At 64.8% G+C, this 16,745-nt stretch carries 20 protein-coding genes; 17 read left to right on the top strand and 3 right to left on the bottom strand.

What is annotated here, in order from left to right; all coding sequences use genetic code 11:
• Positions 1-84: 84 nt before the first annotated feature.
• Positions 85-2,001, bottom strand: a complete 1,917-nt coding sequence (locus ACR64R_RS04585) for a putative bifunctional diguanylate cyclase/phosphodiesterase (protein ID WP_487360499.1) — start codon at positions 1,999-2,001, stop codon at positions 85-87.
• 310 nt (positions 2,002-2,311) lie between these two features.
• Here ACR64R_RS04585 and ACR64R_RS04580 point away from each other — a divergent pair, with 310 nt between their 5' ends.
• The 7 genes from ACR64R_RS04580 (at position 2,312) to ACR64R_RS04550 (ending at position 7,152) form a co-directional block, all read left to right on the top strand.
• Positions 2,312-2,458, top strand: coding sequence for a hypothetical protein (locus ACR64R_RS04580; RefSeq protein ID WP_487360498.1), 147 nt, complete (start codon positions 2,312-2,314; stop codon positions 2,456-2,458).
• A gap of 355 nt (positions 2,459-2,813) precedes the next feature.
• Positions 2,814-3,641 carry an AraC family transcriptional regulator gene (locus ACR64R_RS04575; protein ID WP_487360497.1) on the top strand — a complete coding sequence of 276 codons (828 nt, stop codon included), beginning with the start codon at positions 2,814-2,816 and terminating at the stop codon, positions 3,639-3,641.
• Between the two features lie 197 nt (positions 3,642-3,838).
• Positions 3,839-4,207 carry a hypothetical protein gene (locus ACR64R_RS04570; RefSeq protein WP_487360496.1) on the top strand — a complete coding sequence of 123 codons (369 nt, stop codon included), beginning with the start codon at positions 3,839-3,841 and terminating at the stop codon, positions 4,205-4,207.
• Between the two features lie 185 nt (positions 4,208-4,392).
• Positions 4,393-4,641 (top strand): hypothetical protein, encoded by a 249-nt coding sequence (locus ACR64R_RS04565; protein ID WP_487360495.1) that lies wholly within the window; start codon positions 4,393-4,395, stop codon positions 4,639-4,641.
• Positions 4,642-4,945: 304 nt separating this feature from the next.
• Positions 4,946-6,094 (top strand): amidohydrolase, encoded by a 1,149-nt coding sequence (locus ACR64R_RS04560; RefSeq protein ID WP_487360494.1) that lies wholly within the window; start codon positions 4,946-4,948, stop codon positions 6,092-6,094.
• A 13-nt stretch (positions 6,095-6,107) separates the two neighbouring features.
• The gene (locus tag ACR64R_RS04555) at positions 6,108-6,665 is read left to right on the top strand and encodes a DNA-3-methyladenine glycosylase (RefSeq protein ID WP_487360493.1); all 558 of its coding nucleotides are present in this window, start codon (positions 6,108-6,110) and stop codon (positions 6,663-6,665) included.
• A 127-nt stretch (positions 6,666-6,792) separates the two neighbouring features.
• The gene (locus ACR64R_RS04550; protein ID WP_487360492.1) at positions 6,793-7,152 is read left to right on the top strand and encodes a hypothetical protein; all 360 of its coding nucleotides are present in this window, start codon (positions 6,793-6,795) and stop codon (positions 7,150-7,152) included.
• Between the two features lie 226 nt (positions 7,153-7,378).
• On the opposite strand, the gene ACR64R_RS04545 is transcribed toward ACR64R_RS04550, so the two are convergent.
• Together ACR64R_RS04545 and ACR64R_RS04540 are read right to left on the bottom strand one after the other, a co-directional pair.
• Positions 7,379-8,125: an SDR family oxidoreductase gene (locus tag ACR64R_RS04545; RefSeq protein ID WP_487360491.1), complete on the bottom strand. Its 747-nt coding sequence runs from the start codon at positions 8,123-8,125 to the stop codon at positions 7,379-7,381.
• A 32-nt stretch (positions 8,126-8,157) separates the two neighbouring features.
• Positions 8,158-8,619 (bottom strand): VOC family protein, encoded by a 462-nt coding sequence (locus tag ACR64R_RS04540; RefSeq protein ID WP_487360490.1) that lies wholly within the window; start codon positions 8,617-8,619, stop codon positions 8,158-8,160.
• A gap of 135 nt (positions 8,620-8,754) precedes the next feature.
• Between ACR64R_RS04540 and ACR64R_RS04535 the strand changes: the two genes are divergently transcribed.
• The 10 genes from ACR64R_RS04535 to ACR64R_RS04490 all read left to right on the top strand — a co-directional run bounded on the left by ACR64R_RS04535 (position 8,755) and on the right by ACR64R_RS04490 (position 16,668).
• The gene (locus tag ACR64R_RS04535; protein ID WP_487360489.1) at positions 8,755-9,642 is read left to right on the top strand and encodes a transcriptional regulator GcvA; all 888 of its coding nucleotides are present in this window, start codon (positions 8,755-8,757) and stop codon (positions 9,640-9,642) included.
• 9 nt (positions 9,643-9,651) lie between these two features.
• Positions 9,652-9,933, top strand: coding sequence for a hypothetical protein (locus ACR64R_RS04530; RefSeq protein ID WP_487360488.1), 282 nt, complete (start codon positions 9,652-9,654; stop codon positions 9,931-9,933).
• Positions 9,934-10,157: 224 nt separating this feature from the next.
• Positions 10,158-10,460 (top strand): DUF982 domain-containing protein, encoded by a 303-nt coding sequence (locus ACR64R_RS04525; RefSeq protein ID WP_487360487.1) that lies wholly within the window; start codon positions 10,158-10,160, stop codon positions 10,458-10,460.
• A gap of 27 nt (positions 10,461-10,487) precedes the next feature.
• The gene (locus ACR64R_RS04520; protein WP_487360486.1) at positions 10,488-10,775 is read left to right on the top strand and encodes a DUF982 domain-containing protein; all 288 of its coding nucleotides are present in this window, start codon (positions 10,488-10,490) and stop codon (positions 10,773-10,775) included.
• Between the two features lie 324 nt (positions 10,776-11,099).
• Positions 11,100-13,538 carry a GcvT family protein gene (locus ACR64R_RS04515; RefSeq protein ID WP_487360485.1) on the top strand — a complete coding sequence of 813 codons (2,439 nt, stop codon included), beginning with the start codon at positions 11,100-11,102 and terminating at the stop codon, positions 13,536-13,538.
• 5 nt (positions 13,539-13,543) lie between these two features.
• Positions 13,544-14,653: a mandelate racemase/muconate lactonizing enzyme family protein gene (locus ACR64R_RS04510; protein WP_487360484.1), complete on the top strand. Its 1,110-nt coding sequence runs from the start codon at positions 13,544-13,546 to the stop codon at positions 14,651-14,653.
• Between the two features lie 167 nt (positions 14,654-14,820).
• Positions 14,821-15,147 (top strand): DUF2934 domain-containing protein, encoded by a 327-nt coding sequence (locus ACR64R_RS04505; RefSeq protein ID WP_487360483.1) that lies wholly within the window; start codon positions 14,821-14,823, stop codon positions 15,145-15,147.
• Positions 15,148-15,339: 192 nt separating this feature from the next.
• The gene (locus ACR64R_RS04500) at positions 15,340-15,681 is read left to right on the top strand and encodes an ArsR/SmtB family transcription factor (protein ID WP_487360482.1); all 342 of its coding nucleotides are present in this window, start codon (positions 15,340-15,342) and stop codon (positions 15,679-15,681) included.
• Positions 15,678-16,085: an SRPBCC family protein gene (locus ACR64R_RS04495; RefSeq protein WP_487360481.1), complete on the top strand. Its 408-nt coding sequence runs from the start codon at positions 15,678-15,680 to the stop codon at positions 16,083-16,085. The genes ACR64R_RS04500 and ACR64R_RS04495 overlap by 4 nt, the downstream gene beginning before the upstream one ends.
• A 169-nt stretch (positions 16,086-16,254) precedes the next feature.
• Complete coding sequence (locus ACR64R_RS04490; protein ID WP_487360480.1) at positions 16,255-16,668, top strand: MAPEG family protein; 414 nt, start codon at positions 16,255-16,257, stop codon at positions 16,666-16,668.
• Positions 16,669-16,745 lie beyond the last annotated feature (77 nt).

Raw genomic sequence — 16,745 nt, 5'->3', positions numbered from 1 at the left:
CGCCAGTCGCCGCCCCCTTTCCCGCGTCGAAAGCCTGTCACGCAGGAGTGGTGTCGAGCGCCCGGCTTGCCAGCCAGGGCCGGGTCAGGCGGCGTGGCCGCTCCTTGGACTGGATAACCCAGCCGCATCCAGGAATGTCCCGGCGGCGGCCGCGTCGAAGGCCAGCGCGTCGCCCATGGGAAGCGCTGCCGAAAACAGATAGCCTTGCGCAATCATGCAGCCGAGCGAGCGCAGGATCATGCGGTCGGCGTCCGTCTCGACGCCCTCGGCCATCACCTCTATGCCCAGCGTGCGGCCAAGGCCGATGACCGCTTCGACCACCGCCTGATCCTCCACGGATTTCGCCAGGTCGCGCACGAAATCCTTGTCGATCTTGATCTTGCGGATGCGGCTATCCTTCAGCGACACCAGGGTCGAAAAGCCGGTGCCGAAATCGTCGAGGACGATCGATATGCCCGCATCCGCCAGGCGCCCGACCTTCTCGCCGACCCTGTCACGGTCGACCGGCGCCTCCTCGGTGATCTCGATTTCGAGCATCGCGGCCGGCACATCCTTCGCCTTCAGCCCGTGGAGGATCATGTCGTCGACATCGCCGGCCTCGAGCTCGCGCGGCGAAAGGTTCATGGCGACGCGGACGTCGCGGCGCCCGTGCTTCACCAGTTCGCGGATCATGGCGCAGCAGTTGAGGAACACCGTTTCGCTCAGGAGCGACAGCAGGCCGGTCTCGCGCGCGGCGGTGACGATCTCGGGCGGCGAGATGGCGCCATGGACATCGTGGTGCCAGCGCAGCAGCGCTTCGAAGCCGACGACCGAATTGGAGTCGAGCCGCACCAGCGGCTGGAACCAGGAACAAAGAGTACCGTTTTCAATAGCCCCACGCAGATCGCGCTCGATGCGGTTCTTGCGCTCCAGCGCGCAGTCGAGCGCGGCGTCGAAGAGGCAGAATTCGTTCCTGCCGCCCCGCTTGGCCGCGTAGAGCGCGAAATCCGCCTTGAGCAGCATCTCCGTCAAGCGCGGCTTTTCCGACTGATAGATGCCGATCGACGCGCCGACGCGGACCGAATTCAACTCGGGGTCCGGGTTGGCGATGGCCGCGATGATGGTGGATGCAAGCTCGCCCGCCGGCTGCCGGATTTCGCCTAGGGGGAAAAGCAGCACGAACTCGTCGCCGCCGATGCGCGCGATCGTGGCGCCTTCGGGGGCGTGGTTCTCTATCCCGCGCGCCACCTTGACCAAAAGGTCGTCGCCGGTCTTGTGGCCATAGGTGTCGTTGACGGATTTGAAGCCGTCGAGGTCGATCAGCATGGCAACGAACGGCCCGTCGGAAAGGCCGAGCCTGGCGATCGCCTGCTCCAGCCCATTGCGGTTGAGCAGATTCGTCAGCGGGTCGCGCCTGGAGTTGCGCTCCATCTCGGCGGCGAACTCGCGCGCCTCGTATTTGAGGCGGCTCGTCTCGCGGAAGCGGGATTGCCCCAGAAGCGCGCTTCTGATCATCGCGCCGAGGAAAAGCAGGATCGTGAAGCCCAGGACATAGTTTTCGACGCCGCCCTTCGCCAGCATGCATCCGGCGGCTGTGAGGAGCGGCAGCGTGACGAAGTTGATCGAAGCCGGCGCGTAGGGCGCGCCATAGGTGACCGAACCGGCCGACGTGCCGGCAAGCACGATCAGATAGAGCGGCGCCTGGGGGGTAGCGTATCCGTCCGTCAGCAGCGCCAGAAAAGACCAGGCGACGCCCGACGCCAGCGCCAGCACGCCATAGAGGGAAAGCCGGCCGGCGGCCGCCTCCGGCCTGCCGTGAGTGTCCGTGGGGGCGAGCGCAAGCACCACGCGCGCGCCATTGAGCAGGGCGATCGCCGCAAACCACAGCACGGCGGCAAGGCTGCCGCCGGACAGAAGCTGCACCACCAGGATCAGCGCCGAAAGGACCGTGCCGACGGCCATCGCAACGAGGATGCCGTTGCCCAGATTGGCGAGCTGATCGCTCAGGATGCCTGCGGCCACGGCTTCGCTCCGCCCCTCGGAGGAAGGACCCGAAGCCTGCCGCTCGTCATGCCTTGTCATGGCCATCGCTGTTAGGCGAGCAGCATGAAAATCGTGTTAAGGATTTCAGAGGTTTACGGCATATTTCTCGATTGACAGCGAGGCGCCTCCGGCCTCTGCCCCCCGTCGGTGGCCGCAACATGGAGGCAGGCAGGCCCGGCAAGGCCGTGCGTCGTGCGCACAGCATATTTCGGAGCGCTGCGCCCGTGCTATTTCCCTTTGCAAGTGACCGAGCCAAGAGGGTCCGTACATAAGCCACCGTGTCGCCGTCGTGCTTTACGTGCTGGCGATGGTAATCGTCATCGTCTGCGTCGACGTCCTGTTCCTCAAAGGCCGGCTCTGGGAACGGCTGACCGTGAACATGACCATCGTGGTCGTGTTCGGGGTCGTTTATCTCCTCTTCCCCAGGCGCGGCTGAGGATGCAGGCAGGCCGCCAGTCGTGCCGGAAGCGCCCGCGCGTCGGGAGAGTGTCCCCGACTTCCGCAAGCTTTCTCTTCCCACCGTGAAATACAGCCACGCATAGTTTCTGGACGACTGCGCATAAATCTCGGTAATTGATCTCTCGCCGCGATGATGCTTGAGGTCATCGAGGTGTCTTGAAGACCGAGGAGAGAGGACAAATTTGGCTAGCTTATCCGCATTCCCTATGAGGCGACTGTCCACGGAAGATATTCCACGACGGGAACGGCTGGCTTTCGTGCATGACTTTATGGCCCGTCATATCGGGGGACGCCATTTCTCACCGGCCGATCACGACAATATCCGGATCGACATGGAGGCGATGCCGCTGCCCGGCGGCTTGACGATGGCGCGCGGCCTCTACGCCCCGATGGGCGGCGCGCGGACGCGCGACCTGCTCCAGGACGGGCGAGAGCAGTACCTACTGCTGATCCACAGCGAAGAGCACCAGATATCGATCAATGGCAAGTCGCCGTTCAGGGTCGCCGCCGGCGACGTCGTGCTGGTCAACGAGGGCACATGCCATGAATTCCGATACGACAAAACCACGCGCGTGGACTTGATCTCGCTGGATCGCCAGACGCTTGCCGACCTCGCACCCCGCATCGAACTGGAGGCCAGCTACCTGATACCCGCGACCGCGCCCGGCATGCCGCTGCTGGCGAGTTACGCCGAAATGCTGCGCGGTTATCCGCCTTGCTCCAGCAAGGCTGGCGACATGGCGTCTCGCCATGTCTACGATCTGACCGCATTGGTCCTGGACAGCTTCGTCCGCGGAGGCGCCGAGCGCAACGAACACAGCAAGGCGGCGGCCCGCCGCAGGCTTATCCGGCGCGACATCCTCGAAAACCTCTCCGACCCCGGTCTACACGTCGGCGCCATTGCGAAGCGCCAGGGCGTCACGCCACGCTACATACAGCGCCTGTTCGAAACCGAGGGAACGACCTTCACTGCTTTCGTGCGCGATTGCAGGCTCGATTTGGCTTTCCGGCTCCTTACCGAACGCGGTGCGAGCCCGACCAGGATCACCGAAATCGCCTACGATGCCGGTTTCTCGGACCTGTCCACCTTCAGCCGCGCATTTCGCCAGCGCTTCAACGCCACCCCTACCGACATCAGGCGATCGCCCCCGCAGCCTTGAGATAGGCATCCGGCGCGGATTCGGATGCCTGTCGCGCCTCCCGTTCCGACGCGGTCACGGCACTGGTCGCCAGCCGGTTTTGTTCGCTTTCCGCCAAAGGAATGTTCGGTATCGCCCAAGATAATCTCTCGCCCGCGGCCGTATGGTCCGCGCAGGGGGCGCAGCATCGCGCCGCAATTCGCGTGGGGGTTTCAGACATGATTACCAGACCAGTGTTCGCAGGCGTGCTATGCCTGCTCGCCGCCGGATGCACCAGTGACGCCCGGATGAATGCCCTGCGCGCCGACATGGCCGGACGCCAGGCCGCCGCTGAGCTGGCAGCCAGTAGTCCAGGCGGCACCGCGGAGGACAGGGAGCGAGCGAGGAGCTACGCCTCGGCGCAATCGTGCATCGACAAGCTTCAGGCCCATGCACAAACGGTGCGGGCGACTAAGATGGCCACCACGGGCGCGATGGCCGCCGTGAGCATGGCTGGGCCGGGCGGCACCCTGGCAGCCCGCACTATGGCGCCGGCGGTTGCCATGGCAACGCGCGGCCAGGGGAACTTCCAGGTCGCCTGCTACTAGGCGGGCTGGAACCGACGATGATTTTCAACCCTTGCAGGCCTATCTCGAGCATGTATTTCATCACCTATGTCATCCGCGTCGCCTCGGCGTCATTTGCGGCGTTCGGCTTGGCCGCTTGCCAAAGCTCCCAGTCCAGTTTCCAAGGCTCCAATTTCTCCGGTGAGACAAGGGCTTTGGAAAAGCAATTGAACGCCGAAGCCTCGGCGCTAGGCGCCGCGCAAGGCGCGACCAGCCTCGCTGCCTCCGCCGATCCCACCGGCCTTTCCAGCATCGCGAAGGCGCCTGTCGCGCTGGCGGCGCGAAATGCGTTGGCAAGAAGCGCCGACGCACGGATGGACGCCCAGTTGGCGCGCGACGAGCAGGCGCTTTACAAACGCTATGGCATGAACCCAGACGGCACGCCTTCCGGACACAAGCCCGCCACCGCCGAGTGATATCCAAGCCGCCACCTAGGCACGGAATGCCACATGCCGCGTCCGCAATCTCCCATGTGCGGACTGTTCCGACGCGCATGCTGTTCGCCTGCCGCGACGTGCTGGCAAATCCAGCCGCCCGCGCCATTTATGACGGAGTCGTCTCTCGCGCGACCAGCCGCGACCTGGCGCAAGTGGCGTTGGCCAGATAACCGCTTTGATTTCGCCGGACATCGATGGCCTATCAAAATTGATCGACATGGCCGGCGCAAGAAAGCCTCTATGGTGTTTTCTGTGACGGGAAAGCCAAGCGGAGCTCCAACCCATGACCCTCACCAACCGAGACATCGTCGAGCTGACCGAATGGCGGCGCAGGCTGCACCGGCGGCCGGAGATTTCCAACGAGGAGGAGAAGACGGCGAAGGAGGTGGTCGCCTTCCTCGCCGATACCAGGCCGGACCAGGTGCTTACGGGGCTCGGCGGACACGGCGTGGCGGCGGTCTATGACAGCGGCAAGGCCGGGCCGACGGTGCTGTTCCGCTCGGAGCTCGACGCGCTGCCGATCGAGGAGCTTTCGGGCGTCGAGCATGCCTCGCAGGTGCCGGGCAAGTCGCATATGTGCGGGCATGACGGGCACACCGCGATCCTGGCCGCGCTTGGCCGCCAGCTCGGGCGCGAGCGGCCGGCGCGCGGCCGCGTCGTCCTTATGTTCCAGCCGGCGGAGGAAACCGGAAACGGCGCGGCCGGCGTCGTCGCCGATCCGCGTTTTTCGGAGATCGCGCCGGACTTCGCCTTTTCGCTGCACAACCTGCCGGGCGTTCCGTTCGGCGAGGCGCGGTTGAAGGCCGGCACAGTCAACTGCGCCTCGCGCGGCATGCGCATCATGCTCGAAGGCAAGACCGCGCATTCCTCGATGCCCGAAACCGGCATCTCGCCGATGGCGGCGGTGAGCGAGCTGATGCCGCGGTTGCCGGCGCTGGGACGCGGCACCTTCACTGACGAGGATTTCGGCATGGTGACCGTCACGCACTGCGCGATGGGCGAGGCGGTGTTCGGCATCGCGCCTGGCCATGCGGAAGTCTGGGCGACGCTGCGCACAAGGCGCGACGATCGCATGGCCGAGCTGGTCGCCGCCGCGGAGGCGCTTGCGGCAAAAATCGCCGCCGCCCATGGGCTTGCCCTGCACTTCGACTATCACGAGATCTTCGTCGCCAGCGTCAACGCGCCGGACGCGGTCGAGCATCTCGCCCGCGCGCTCGACGAGGAAGGCGTCTCACGCAGCGAGGAGACGCTGCCGATGCGCGCCTCGGAGGATTTCGGCATTTTCGGCCATAACGCCAAATCGGCGATGTTCTTCCTCGGCGCCGGCGAAAAGCACCCGTCGCTGCACAATCCCGACTATGATTTTCCCGACGACCTGATCCCGATCGGCTCGCGGATATTCATGCGCGCGGCGCGCAACCTGCTCGGTTGATCGAACGCCAGCGATGGTTCGCCCGGCCGACGCAGATTTCTTCGCCCGCGACGCCCTTGTCGTGGCGCGCGCGCTGATCGGCGCCACGCTTGCCCTGGATGGTGCCGGCGGCATCATCGTCGAGACCGAGGCCTACCGGCCCGACGACCCCGCCTCGCATGCCTATCGCGGCGAGACGCCGCGCAACGCGCCGATGTATGGCGCGCCCGGCACTGCCTATGTGTACCGCTCCTACGGTCTGCACTGGTGCCTGAACGCGGTGTGCCTGCCGGGCAGCGCCGTCCTGATCCGCGCGATCCAGCCGCAATCGGGCATCGACGAGATGCGCGAGCGCCGCGGAACCGATGACGAGCGGCTGCTATGCTCCGGCCCCGGCAAGCTCTGCCAGGCGCTGGGCATCGACGGCACGTATAATCGGCTGCCTCTCACCGCGCCGCCTTTCGAGTTCGCCCCGACGCGGACCGATCCGGCCGCGGTCGTCAGCGGCCGCCGGATCGGCCTTACCAGGGCGGTGGAGTTCGAGTGGCGGTTCGGGCTTGCCGGGTCGGCGTATCTCAGCCGCAAGTTTTGAACGTGCCCCAGCCTGCCTTCGATCGCCCGGACGCCCAAGCCCTTCCAGCTCTCCTTTTTGCGGCCATCTCGCTTGTGCGAAGAGACGTTCTGTGTACTCTGCCGCCTAAATTAGCGAGGACTCAAGGATGCGGATCGCGATGATCGTCGCGCTTGGCGCGGCTGTGGCTGGATGCGTTCCCACACCGGTCGATTATGGCGCCTCGCTTTCGCAACAGGATCCGAAATGGGCATCGCCGGAATGCCAGCAGGCCCGCGCCGCCGCCGCTGATTATGCCAAGCGCGAGAAGGACCATCCCGGGTGGGGCATGGGCGTGCTGCTTGGACCTTACAGCATGGGGATGGTGGCGGCGGTGAAGGAGCATGAGCAGCAGCAGCGGCGGCTGCTCGCCCGCCAGATGCACCTGCAGTGTTCGAGCCAGCCGCTGCCGAAGGAACTTGATTTCGATCCGGCGATCTACGCGCCGAAGAAGCAGCATTATCCATAGGCGACGCCATCACTGACGTTTTTCGGTGGCAACACGCATGTCGACCAGACCTTGAACCAGGTTCTCAGGATACAAACGCTCAGCGAGACCTATAACGCGACCACATCGCTCCGCTGGAGGGAGTTTGGCGTGCGAGCCGGTCTCGACATTAAGAGCGAAGTGACTCCGCACCTGACGGTCGGATTTGGCGGCTGGGTCGGATTTGCCGATGCCATTAGCTCTGGCCTTATATCAGCCTTTGCCCGCCGTCGATGTGGACAGTCTCGCCGGTCATGAATTCGTTCTGCATCAAATAGAGATAGGCCGGCGCGATATCGGCGGGTTTGGCGATCCGGCCCGCCGGAATGCGGGCGCCCATCTGGTCGAAATAGCCTGTCTTGGCCGCGCCGACGATCTCGTCCCACATTTCGGTGTCCACCCAGCCGGGCGAGACGACGTTGACGCGGGTCGGCGCAAGTTCCAGCGCGAGCGCCCGGGCGAAATAGGTGAAGGAACCGGCGACCGCCGAGACGACCGAGCCACCGGGGACCGGCGGACGGTCCTTGTTGATGCCGGAGGTGAAGATCATCGAACCGCCCTTGGTCAGTCTGCGCACGGCGTGCTTGGCCAGCATAACCGCGCCGACCAGCTTGCCGTCGACGAACTGGCGCACGAAATCCATGTCGGTCCCGCCGATCGGATCATTCGGCGGCGGCGTGCCGGCCGTCGCCACCAGATGATCGAAGGCGCCGACCGCATCGAACAGGCGGGCGACATCCGCCTCGCTGGCCATGTCGGCGGCGATGGCCGTTACACGCCCTGCCCCGGCGAGCCGCTCCTCTGCGGCCTTGAGCTTGTCCTCGGAGCGGCCGGCGATCACCACCGCCGCGCCGCCTTCGAGCGCCGCCGCCGCGACGCCGAAACCGATGCCGGAGCTGCCGCCGACGACGATGATCTTCTTTCCATCGAGTCCAGCCATGGGGAGATTGGCCATAGGTCTTCTCCGTCTCTGAATAACGTGGGAAATCAGGCGCGGCCGGCGTGAGCCGCTGCGATGTCGGCGAGGATGATCTTCTTCATCGAATACATCGCCTGGCGCGCTCGTCCGGCCTTTTCGCGGTCCGGATCGTTCATCAGCCGCAAGGCCTCGCCCGGTATGACCTGCCAGTAAACGCCGAACTTGTCCTTCAGCCAGCCGCAGGGCTGTTCCGAACCGCCGCCTGCGGTCAGCGCGTTCCAGAAATAGTCGGTCTCGGCCTGGCCCTCGGTCTCGATGTAGAGCGAAATCCGCTCATTGAAGGGCGGCACCGGGCCCGCGTTGAGCGCGGTGAAGCGCTGACCCTCGAGCTCGAAATCGAAGATCGCATGCGGCTTGTCGGTGAACTCGATCGTCCCCAGCGTCCGGCTGTTCTTGAAGACCGAGAGATAAAAATCACGCGCGGCTTCGGCATCGAGGTTGAACCAGAGGAAGGGATGAACGGTGGCCATGACGTCCTCGCAGGCTTGATCTTAAGTGAGCATCGGTCACAAATTCTGTGAGGATTCTTGACTGGAAAAGGCTGGACGGACAAACCAAAGTTTGGCAATTATTTGTTACCATAACTCACAAATAGCCTTGTCGTCATGGCCCGCAGACTGCCGCCGCTCAACGCCCTGCCGGCCTTCGAGGCCGCCGCACGGCATCTGAATTTTTCAAGGGCCGCCGACGAGGTCCACCTGACGCATGGCGCGATCAGCCGCGCGGTGAAGCATCTCGAGGACCAGCTCGGCGTGCAGCTGTTCGAGCGCGCGACGCGCTCGGTGCGGCTCACCCCGGTCGGCGAGCCTTATGCGGCTGCCGTGCGCGAGGCGCTCGACCAGCTCGCGCTGGCCACGCAAACGGCGACGTCGCGTCATTCGGGATCGACGCTCAACGTCAGCACCTCGGACGGCTTCGCCGGCAAATGGCTGGTGCCGAGGCTCTATCGCTTCCATCGCGCGCATAGCGACATCGACGTGCGCGTCTCGACCACCGGCCGGCTGACCAATTTCCGCGGCGACGGCATCGATGTCGCCATCCGCTACGGCGCCGGCCACTATCACGGGCTGACCTCGGAATTCCTCACCGGCGAGGAGGTGTTCCCCGTCTGTAGCCCCAAGCTGCTGGAGGGACCGCACCCGCTTCGGACGCCCGAGGACCTCAAGCACCACACATTGATCCGCGACGGCTACCGCATCGACTGGGCGGCGTGGCTGGCCAGCGCCGGCGTCGAAGGCGTCGACCCGAACAGCGGCCTCACCTTCAATTCCGCCACATTCGCGGTGGAGTCCGCCGTCCAGGGCGAAGGCGTGGTGCTCGGCCGCACCATGCTGGTCTCGGCCGACCTCGCCACGGGTAGGCTGGTGCGGCCGTTCGACCACGCGCTGAAAGCGGTCTCCAGTTTCTATCTGGTCTACCCGCCGGAAGCGATCCGCCAACGTAAGGTGAAGGCGTTTCGCGACTGGCTGTTTTCGGAGATCGAGCCGGGCTGAAGCAAAGGCTTGCCGAAGTCCCGGTCTTGCGAAGGCGTGTCGATTGCGCAATGCTTCGCGATCATGGCCGGCGAGTATTTGGACCACAAGTTGGAATGCCCGTTTTGCGGCACGATCCGTCTGCAGATTCCGGCCGACGCGAAGCCCGCCACTCTGATCCATTGCGCCGAGTGCGGCAGATATCTGGGCACGTGGGACGAGCTTCAGGTCGACTTCGAACGCCAGGGCGGCACCGAGGGCGTGTTCCGGCTGGACAAGGGGCGGATCCAGAAGCTCGACTCCAGCCGGTGAAAGCTTGCCCGGGGAGCAAACAGGCGGGAAATCCAGCCTGAACGAGTGCGCCGCGACGACGACCCGACGGCGTTCAAAACCACCCTGAAAGCCCACCCGTCCCGTTTGCGAGCGGGCAACCTTGACGGCCGAGACCTCAAAACCAATATCAAAGGGAGGCGCGGACCGCTGTCGGTCCCCGCCCTGATTCAAACTCAAATTGTTCGTTCGACTTGGAGGATCCTATGAACGATCGCATGTTTGACAGTCCCGTTTTCGTGAAGAGCGGGGACAGCCTGGTCCAGGAAATCGCGTGCCTCGAAGACGCCCTGGAATTTCTCTACGAATGGCCCAGGAACAGACGCGGCACCATCTACGATACCGCCTTGCGGGCGTGCCAGCGAGCGTTCGACGGCGGCTATCCGCTGGCAGCCGCCAGGGATGCGTTTTGCGGTTTCGCAAAGTCGGTAAGGATCCATGAGGACGTGATCGTCACCTTGCCCTGGATGACCGGCAAAAGCGACCGCGGCGGCGGAGTGGTTGCATAGAGTCATCGCGAAGCGGGGTCGTTTGCAATGCTCTCAAAACCGTTCGAAAAGCCTGTCCGCGTCTGGGTCGGACTTGGATTTCCCCGTCAGTTGAACACCGTCGTGGACGCCTATCAATTCGCCACCGACTGGTGTGGCAACAGCCCTGAGCAGAAGGCGGCGATCCGCGCCTGCAAGGCCGCGCTTGCCGGGGATATCGACGCGGAAACAGCAAGAGGCGTCTTCGTTGCCTTTGCGCGCAAAAAGGACATTCTCGTCGAGGATGGCGTCGTCCCCGCCCTCGCGATGGGGAATGCCCGGGCGAAACATGCCTGATGAGAACGAGGCGGCGGCCGACGCCGCCTCGTTCATCCCCGACCGCACTGAGCAGGTGGATGATCTTGACGCGGTTCCCGCAAGAAGAACCAGATCAGGTCGGGCGCGTCGTTCGAAAATTACGGCGTTCACGGTACTTCAAGGACGAGACCGGGCAGGATGGGAAAGCGCAATAGGACGCCGCCTGATCGCGAGCCAGCCCCGCGCCACCTCTGCATAAGCCCAATTTATCGTCACCCCTAACTTTTGAAGGCGTTACACGGCCATTCGCCGCCTGTAGCTTCGAGCGCGATCCTTGCTCCAACAGTCGGAATTGGTGGTTTGATGCAGACACATGCGCGGGTGGTGATCGTCGGCGGGGGATGCGTCGGCGCGGGTATCCTCTATGGCCTGGCCAAGCGCGGCTGGACCGATGTGGCGCTTCTCGAGCGCACGCAGCTTACCGCCGGCTCGACCTGGCATGCGGCGGGGCTGATCCCCTCTTATGCCCGCAACATCAATGTCGGGCGCATGATCAACAAGACCATCGAGATCTATGAAGGTCTCGAAGCCGAGACCGGGCAGCCGGTCGGCTGGCACAAATGCGGGCAGTTGCGCATCGCCAATTCCAGAGACCGGCTCGACGAATTCAAGAGCTATATGAGCGTCGCCGAGGTGCAGGGCATGCGGGCGCAATTGCTGACGCCGGACGAAGCGCGCAAGCTCTGGCCGCTGCTCGACAACAAGCACATGCTCGGCGCGCTCTACCATCCCGATGACGGGCATATCGCGCCGGCCGACGTGACGCATGCCATGGCCAAGGGCGCGCGCGATCTGGGCGCCAAGGTCTATCTCAACACCGAGGTGACCGGCTTCAGGCGGACGCCAAGCGGTGAGTGGCTGGTCGAGACCAACCAGGGCAACATCACCTGCGAGCATGTGGTCACGGCCACCGGCAATTACGCGCGCCAGACCGGCGCGCTGCTCGGCCTCGACATCCCGGCGATCCCGATCCTGCACCAGTACTGGATCACCGAAGCGGTGCCGGAGGTGGTGGAGCGCAAGCGCGCCGGGCGGCCCGAAATGCCGATCCTGCGCGACGAGGGTTTCGAGGGCTATCTGCGCGAGGAAGGCGACGGGCTGATGTTCGGGCCCTACGAGCGCACCGAGCACCTGAAACTGTTCGCCGAGGACGGCGTTCCCTCGTGGTTCGGCGCCGACTTGCTGGAAGAGGATTTCGAGGCGGTGTCGTGGAACTGGGAGCAGGCGCTGCAGCTCGTGCCGGCGCTCGGGCGCGTCGGCATCAAGGCCAATGTGCGCGGCCCGTTCCAGATGACGGCGGACGAATTGCCTTTGATGGGACCGGCCTGGGGCCTGCCCAACGTCTGGCTCGCAGAAGGCGTGCCGGGCGGCATCCTGTGGGGCGGCACGATCGGCTACTACCTGTCGGAGCGGATCGTCGAGGGCGGCAACAGCCTCGACACTTCCGATCTCGATCCGCGCCGCTTCGGCGACTACGCCAACAAGGCTTGGACGCGCGAGAAGGTGCGCGAGGCCTGGGGCACGCATGCGGAGCAGAAATATCCCGGGCAGGACATGCCAGCCGCGCGGCCACAAAAGACCGCGCCTTCCTATGACCGGTTGACAGAACTGGGTGCGGTCTGGGGCGTGCTCAATGGCTGGGAGATGCCGAACTGGTTCGCGCGCGACGGGGTCGAGGCCAAGGACCAGTATAGCTGGCGCTGGACGCCCAAGGGCAACCTCGTCGGCGAGGAAGTGCTGGCGGTGCGCAATGCCGTCGGCCTGGTCGAGATGACGCCGATGACCAAGTTCGAGGTCTCCGGCCCGAACGCCGCCCAGTGGCTGGACCGGATCATCGCCAACCGCCTGCCCGCGGTCGGCAAGGTGACGCTGGCGCATCACCTGACCGCCAACGGCGGCGTGCAGGCGGAATATATGGTCGCGCGTCTTGGCGAAGACCTGTTCTACCTGATCTCGACGCCGCGCGCCGAGCGCTGGAACTTCGACGATCTTTCCAGACTGCTGCCCGCCGACGGCGGCGTAACCTTGAAGAACGCCACCAACGACCGCGGCTGCTTCACGGTCGTCGGGCCGAACGCGCGGGCCGTGCTTCAACCCCTGACGGAGATCGACCTTTCCAACGAAAGTTTTCCGTGGTTCGGCGTCAAGACCGGCAGCGTGGCCCTGGCCAGCGACGTGCGGCTGTTGCGCGTCAACTATGAAGGCGAGCTCGGCTGGGAGCTCTACCACCCCCTGCCCTACCAGCGGCAATTGCTTGACGCGATCCTGAAGGAAGGCGAGAAGCACGGCATGCGGCTGGTCGGACTGCACGCGCTGGAATCGCTCCGGCTCGAGAAATCCTATCGCGCCATGTATCGCGACATGAACCCGGAGATCAACGCGCTGGAGAGCGGGCTGGAGCGCTTCATCCGCCTCGACAAGGGCGATTTCGCCGGCCGCGAGGCGGTGCTGAAATACAAGGAGCGCAACGACCAGCGCCGGTCGGTGACGCTCAGGATCGATACCGACGGCGCAAGCTCCCTTGCCAATGAGGGGCTCTACAGCGACGGCAAACTGGTGGGGCGCATCACATCCGGCGGCTATGGCTACGCGCTCGGCCATGACGTGGCGCTGGCCCTGCTGCCCGAGCGCTTCTCCAAACCGGGCACGAAGCTCGAAGTGGCGATCCTGGGCGAGTGGAAGACGGCGCAAGTGATCGCGGATTCGCCTTACGACCCGAGCTCGGCCAGGGCGCGGATCTAGCCGCCATGCGCGTCGAGCGGATCAACGTCTATTCGGCGCAGCTGCCGGTCAAGGGCGGCGTCTACCGCATGGCCAGCGCCGATGTCGACGCGCTGGACTCGACGCTGGTCGAAATCGTGACCGATGACGGTTTTACCGGCTGGGGCGAGACCTGCCCCATCGGTCCAGTCTACCAGCCGCATCATGCGCTGGGCGCCCGCGCCGCGATCGCCGAAATCGCGCCGGGTTTGATCGGCTCGGAGATCGCCTCGATCAGGCTGCTCGCCAGACAGATGGACGAGCGCCTGAACGGCCACGGCTACGCCAAGGCCGCCTTCGACATGGCCTTCCTCGACCTGCTTGGACAAAAGCTCGGCGTGCCCGTCTCGACGCTGCTGGGCGGCGCGCTGACCGACCGCGTGCCGGCCTATTATTCGCTGATCGTCGGTCCGCCCGACGAGACGGCGAGGTTCGCCGCCGACAAGGTCAAGGCCGGCTATCTTCGCCTGCAGGTGAAAATCGGCGGGCGCGACCTGGAAGAGGACGTGGCCGTCGTCCACAAGGTCTGGGAAGCGGTCGGCTACGGAGCACGCATCGCGGTCGACGGAAACCGGGGCCTGACGGTCGCCGCCGCGATCCATCTCGACCGGCTCTGCCAGACAATCCCCTTCGTGTTCGAGCAGCCCTGCAACACGATGGACGAGATCGCGACCCTGAACGGCCGCGTCACGCATCCGGTCTATCTCGACGAGAGCACCGAGGACCAGAACGCGGTGCTTCGGGCAATCTCCATGGGCATCGCCGACGGCTTCGGCTTCAAGGTCACGCGCCTTGGCGGCCTGACGAAGATGACCACCGTGCGCGACCTCTGCGCCATCCGCTCGCTGCCGCACAGTTGCGACGACGCCTGGGGCGGCGACATCATCGCCGCGGCCTGCGTGCATCTGGCGGCAACCGTCGAGCCGCGCCGCATGGAAGGCGCCTGGATCGCGCAGGAATACATCAAGGGCCATTTCGACCAGAAGCACCCGGTCGTCATCAGGCAAGGCCATATCGCCGTGCCGCAGCGGCCGGGGCTCGGCGTGAGGCCGGAGCCCGGCATGTTCGGCAAGCCGGTGGCCATATACGGCCCCTGAGCGGGATGCGGCGCAGCCAAGCTCACGGTCGGAACAGGCGCGGATGTGGGCGATAATCATCAGCCCCGTCCCGCACCTGTGCGATTAGACCCGCCGATCACCTTCTCGATACCGCGGATCGTTCCGCCTCGTCTTGCGTTGACCTGACACCCACGGAGGAACAGGCAATGAGCGAAGAAGATCGGCACGGAAAGATCCAGCAGCGGGCCTATGAAATCTGGCAGCGCGAAGGCTGCCTGAATGGCGACCATGAGCGGCACTGGCATCAAGCGGAGATGGAAATCGACCGCGAGGCGGCACTGCCGCTGACGGCGGGCGATGCGCTGCCCGAAACGCGCGAGATCGACAGCGCCGATGTGCTGACGGTCGAGGCGCTTGCGATGCGCACCGGCATTTCAGGCGACGAGGCGCAGGACCTGCTCGACCGGCTCGGCAACGATCGCGCGGCGATCGAACAAGCGGCGCGAAGCCTGAAGGCGAAGCGAGGCATCTAGAGAGCCGAAGAGACCCTATTTGCGCTCCACGGTGAGAACGACAGGCATGCCCCAGGGCACACGCCTCTTGGGGCCTGCAGCCGCGAGATCTGGCGTCCGACAGTTCTTAGACTTCCCACAACGCATGATGTTTCAGGTGGTGCCCCGAGCGTACGCTGAGATTGGCAATCTCGATCCGGGTTGACAGGGCAGATGCATCGCCCTAGCTTCGCGTTAGTGGCCACTAACGCGAAATACTGGACAGCGCTCGGCGATCCGACACGGCGCAAGATCTTTGAGCTGCTGGTCGACCGCCCCAGCTCGGTCAGCGGGCTCGCGACTGTATTGCCTGTGACGCGGCCGGCGGTCTCGCAGCATCTGAAGGTGCTCAAGGATGCCGGGCTTGTCGCCGACACGCGCTCCGGCAAGGAACGCATATACCGGATCGATCCGGATGGGCTCGCGGCGTTTCGGGCGGAGATCGACCAGTTCTGGGTGAAGACGCTCGCGGCCTACGCCAAGCTTGTCGAGCATCCGAGGGAGGACGACACATGATCAAGCAGCCGCCACCTGCTCCCGTGAGACATTCCGTCGTGGTCGCGGCGTCGATCGCGCGCGCCTTCAAGGTGTTCACCGAGGATTTCGGCAGCTTCAAACCGCGCGAGCACAATCTGCTCGCCGTCCCGATCGCCGAGACGATCTTCGAGCCGCGCGTTGGCGGCCACGTCTACGATCGCGGCGTCGACGGCTCGGAATGCCGCTTCGCCCGCGTGCTTGCCTATGAACCGCCGAGCCGACTGCTCTTAAGCTGGGACATCAGCCGCGCTGGCAGATCGAAACCGACCTCGCCAGGACAAGCGAGTGGGAAGTCCGCTTCACGGCCGAGTCGGAAAACCGGACCCGCGTCGAAATCGAACACCGCCATATCGAGCGGCATGGCCAGGGTTGGGAGAGCGTGAGGGGCGGCGTCGACAGCGATCAGGGCTGGCCGCTCTACCTGCAGCGTTACCAGGCGCTTTTTTCCCAAGCGGCCTTATAGCGCGGCCTGGCATCTCGGCCCGCCGGGCAGCACCCCGCATGGGGAGCAGCGCGAGGCGCGCGCCACAGCCGAAGGAAGGAGCCAAGAAGATGGGACCCTATTGGCTGAGCATTGTCGGCGTGCTTGCGCTCTGTCTCCTGTCGGTGGCCCTGGCGGTCTATTCCGGCTCGTCCAAGGGATTTGCCGGCAAGCTCTCGGGTCCGGTCATCCCCGCGGACGACGACAACCCGCTCTACAGGATCGATCGCGTCCACATGAACTCGGTCGAGGCGCTCGCACCCTTCGTCGTGCCCGCGGTGCTTGCGATGATGGTCGGCGTCGGGCCCGTGACGCTGGCCGTGCTCGTCTGGGCGCACCTGGCGATACGCCTCATGCATATGGGGATCTATCTGCGCGGCGGAGACGCGGCCAAGGGCAGTGGCCTCAGGACGATCCTCTATGTCTCGGGCGCGGCAGTAACGCTTGTACTCATCCTCGCGACCGGCTGGGCGGCGCTCCATTGAGCCGCATGCTTTTCGCTCCGCCGTTGGAACCCTAGCCCTGATCCGAGGTTCATCCCTGTACAACCACAGGAGATGCA

Source organism: Mesorhizobium sp. MC2-1-1 (assembly GCF_057597255.1).
The sequence above is the reverse complement of the archived record's forward strand: the minus strand, read 5'-3'. Positions and strand labels throughout refer to the sequence as shown.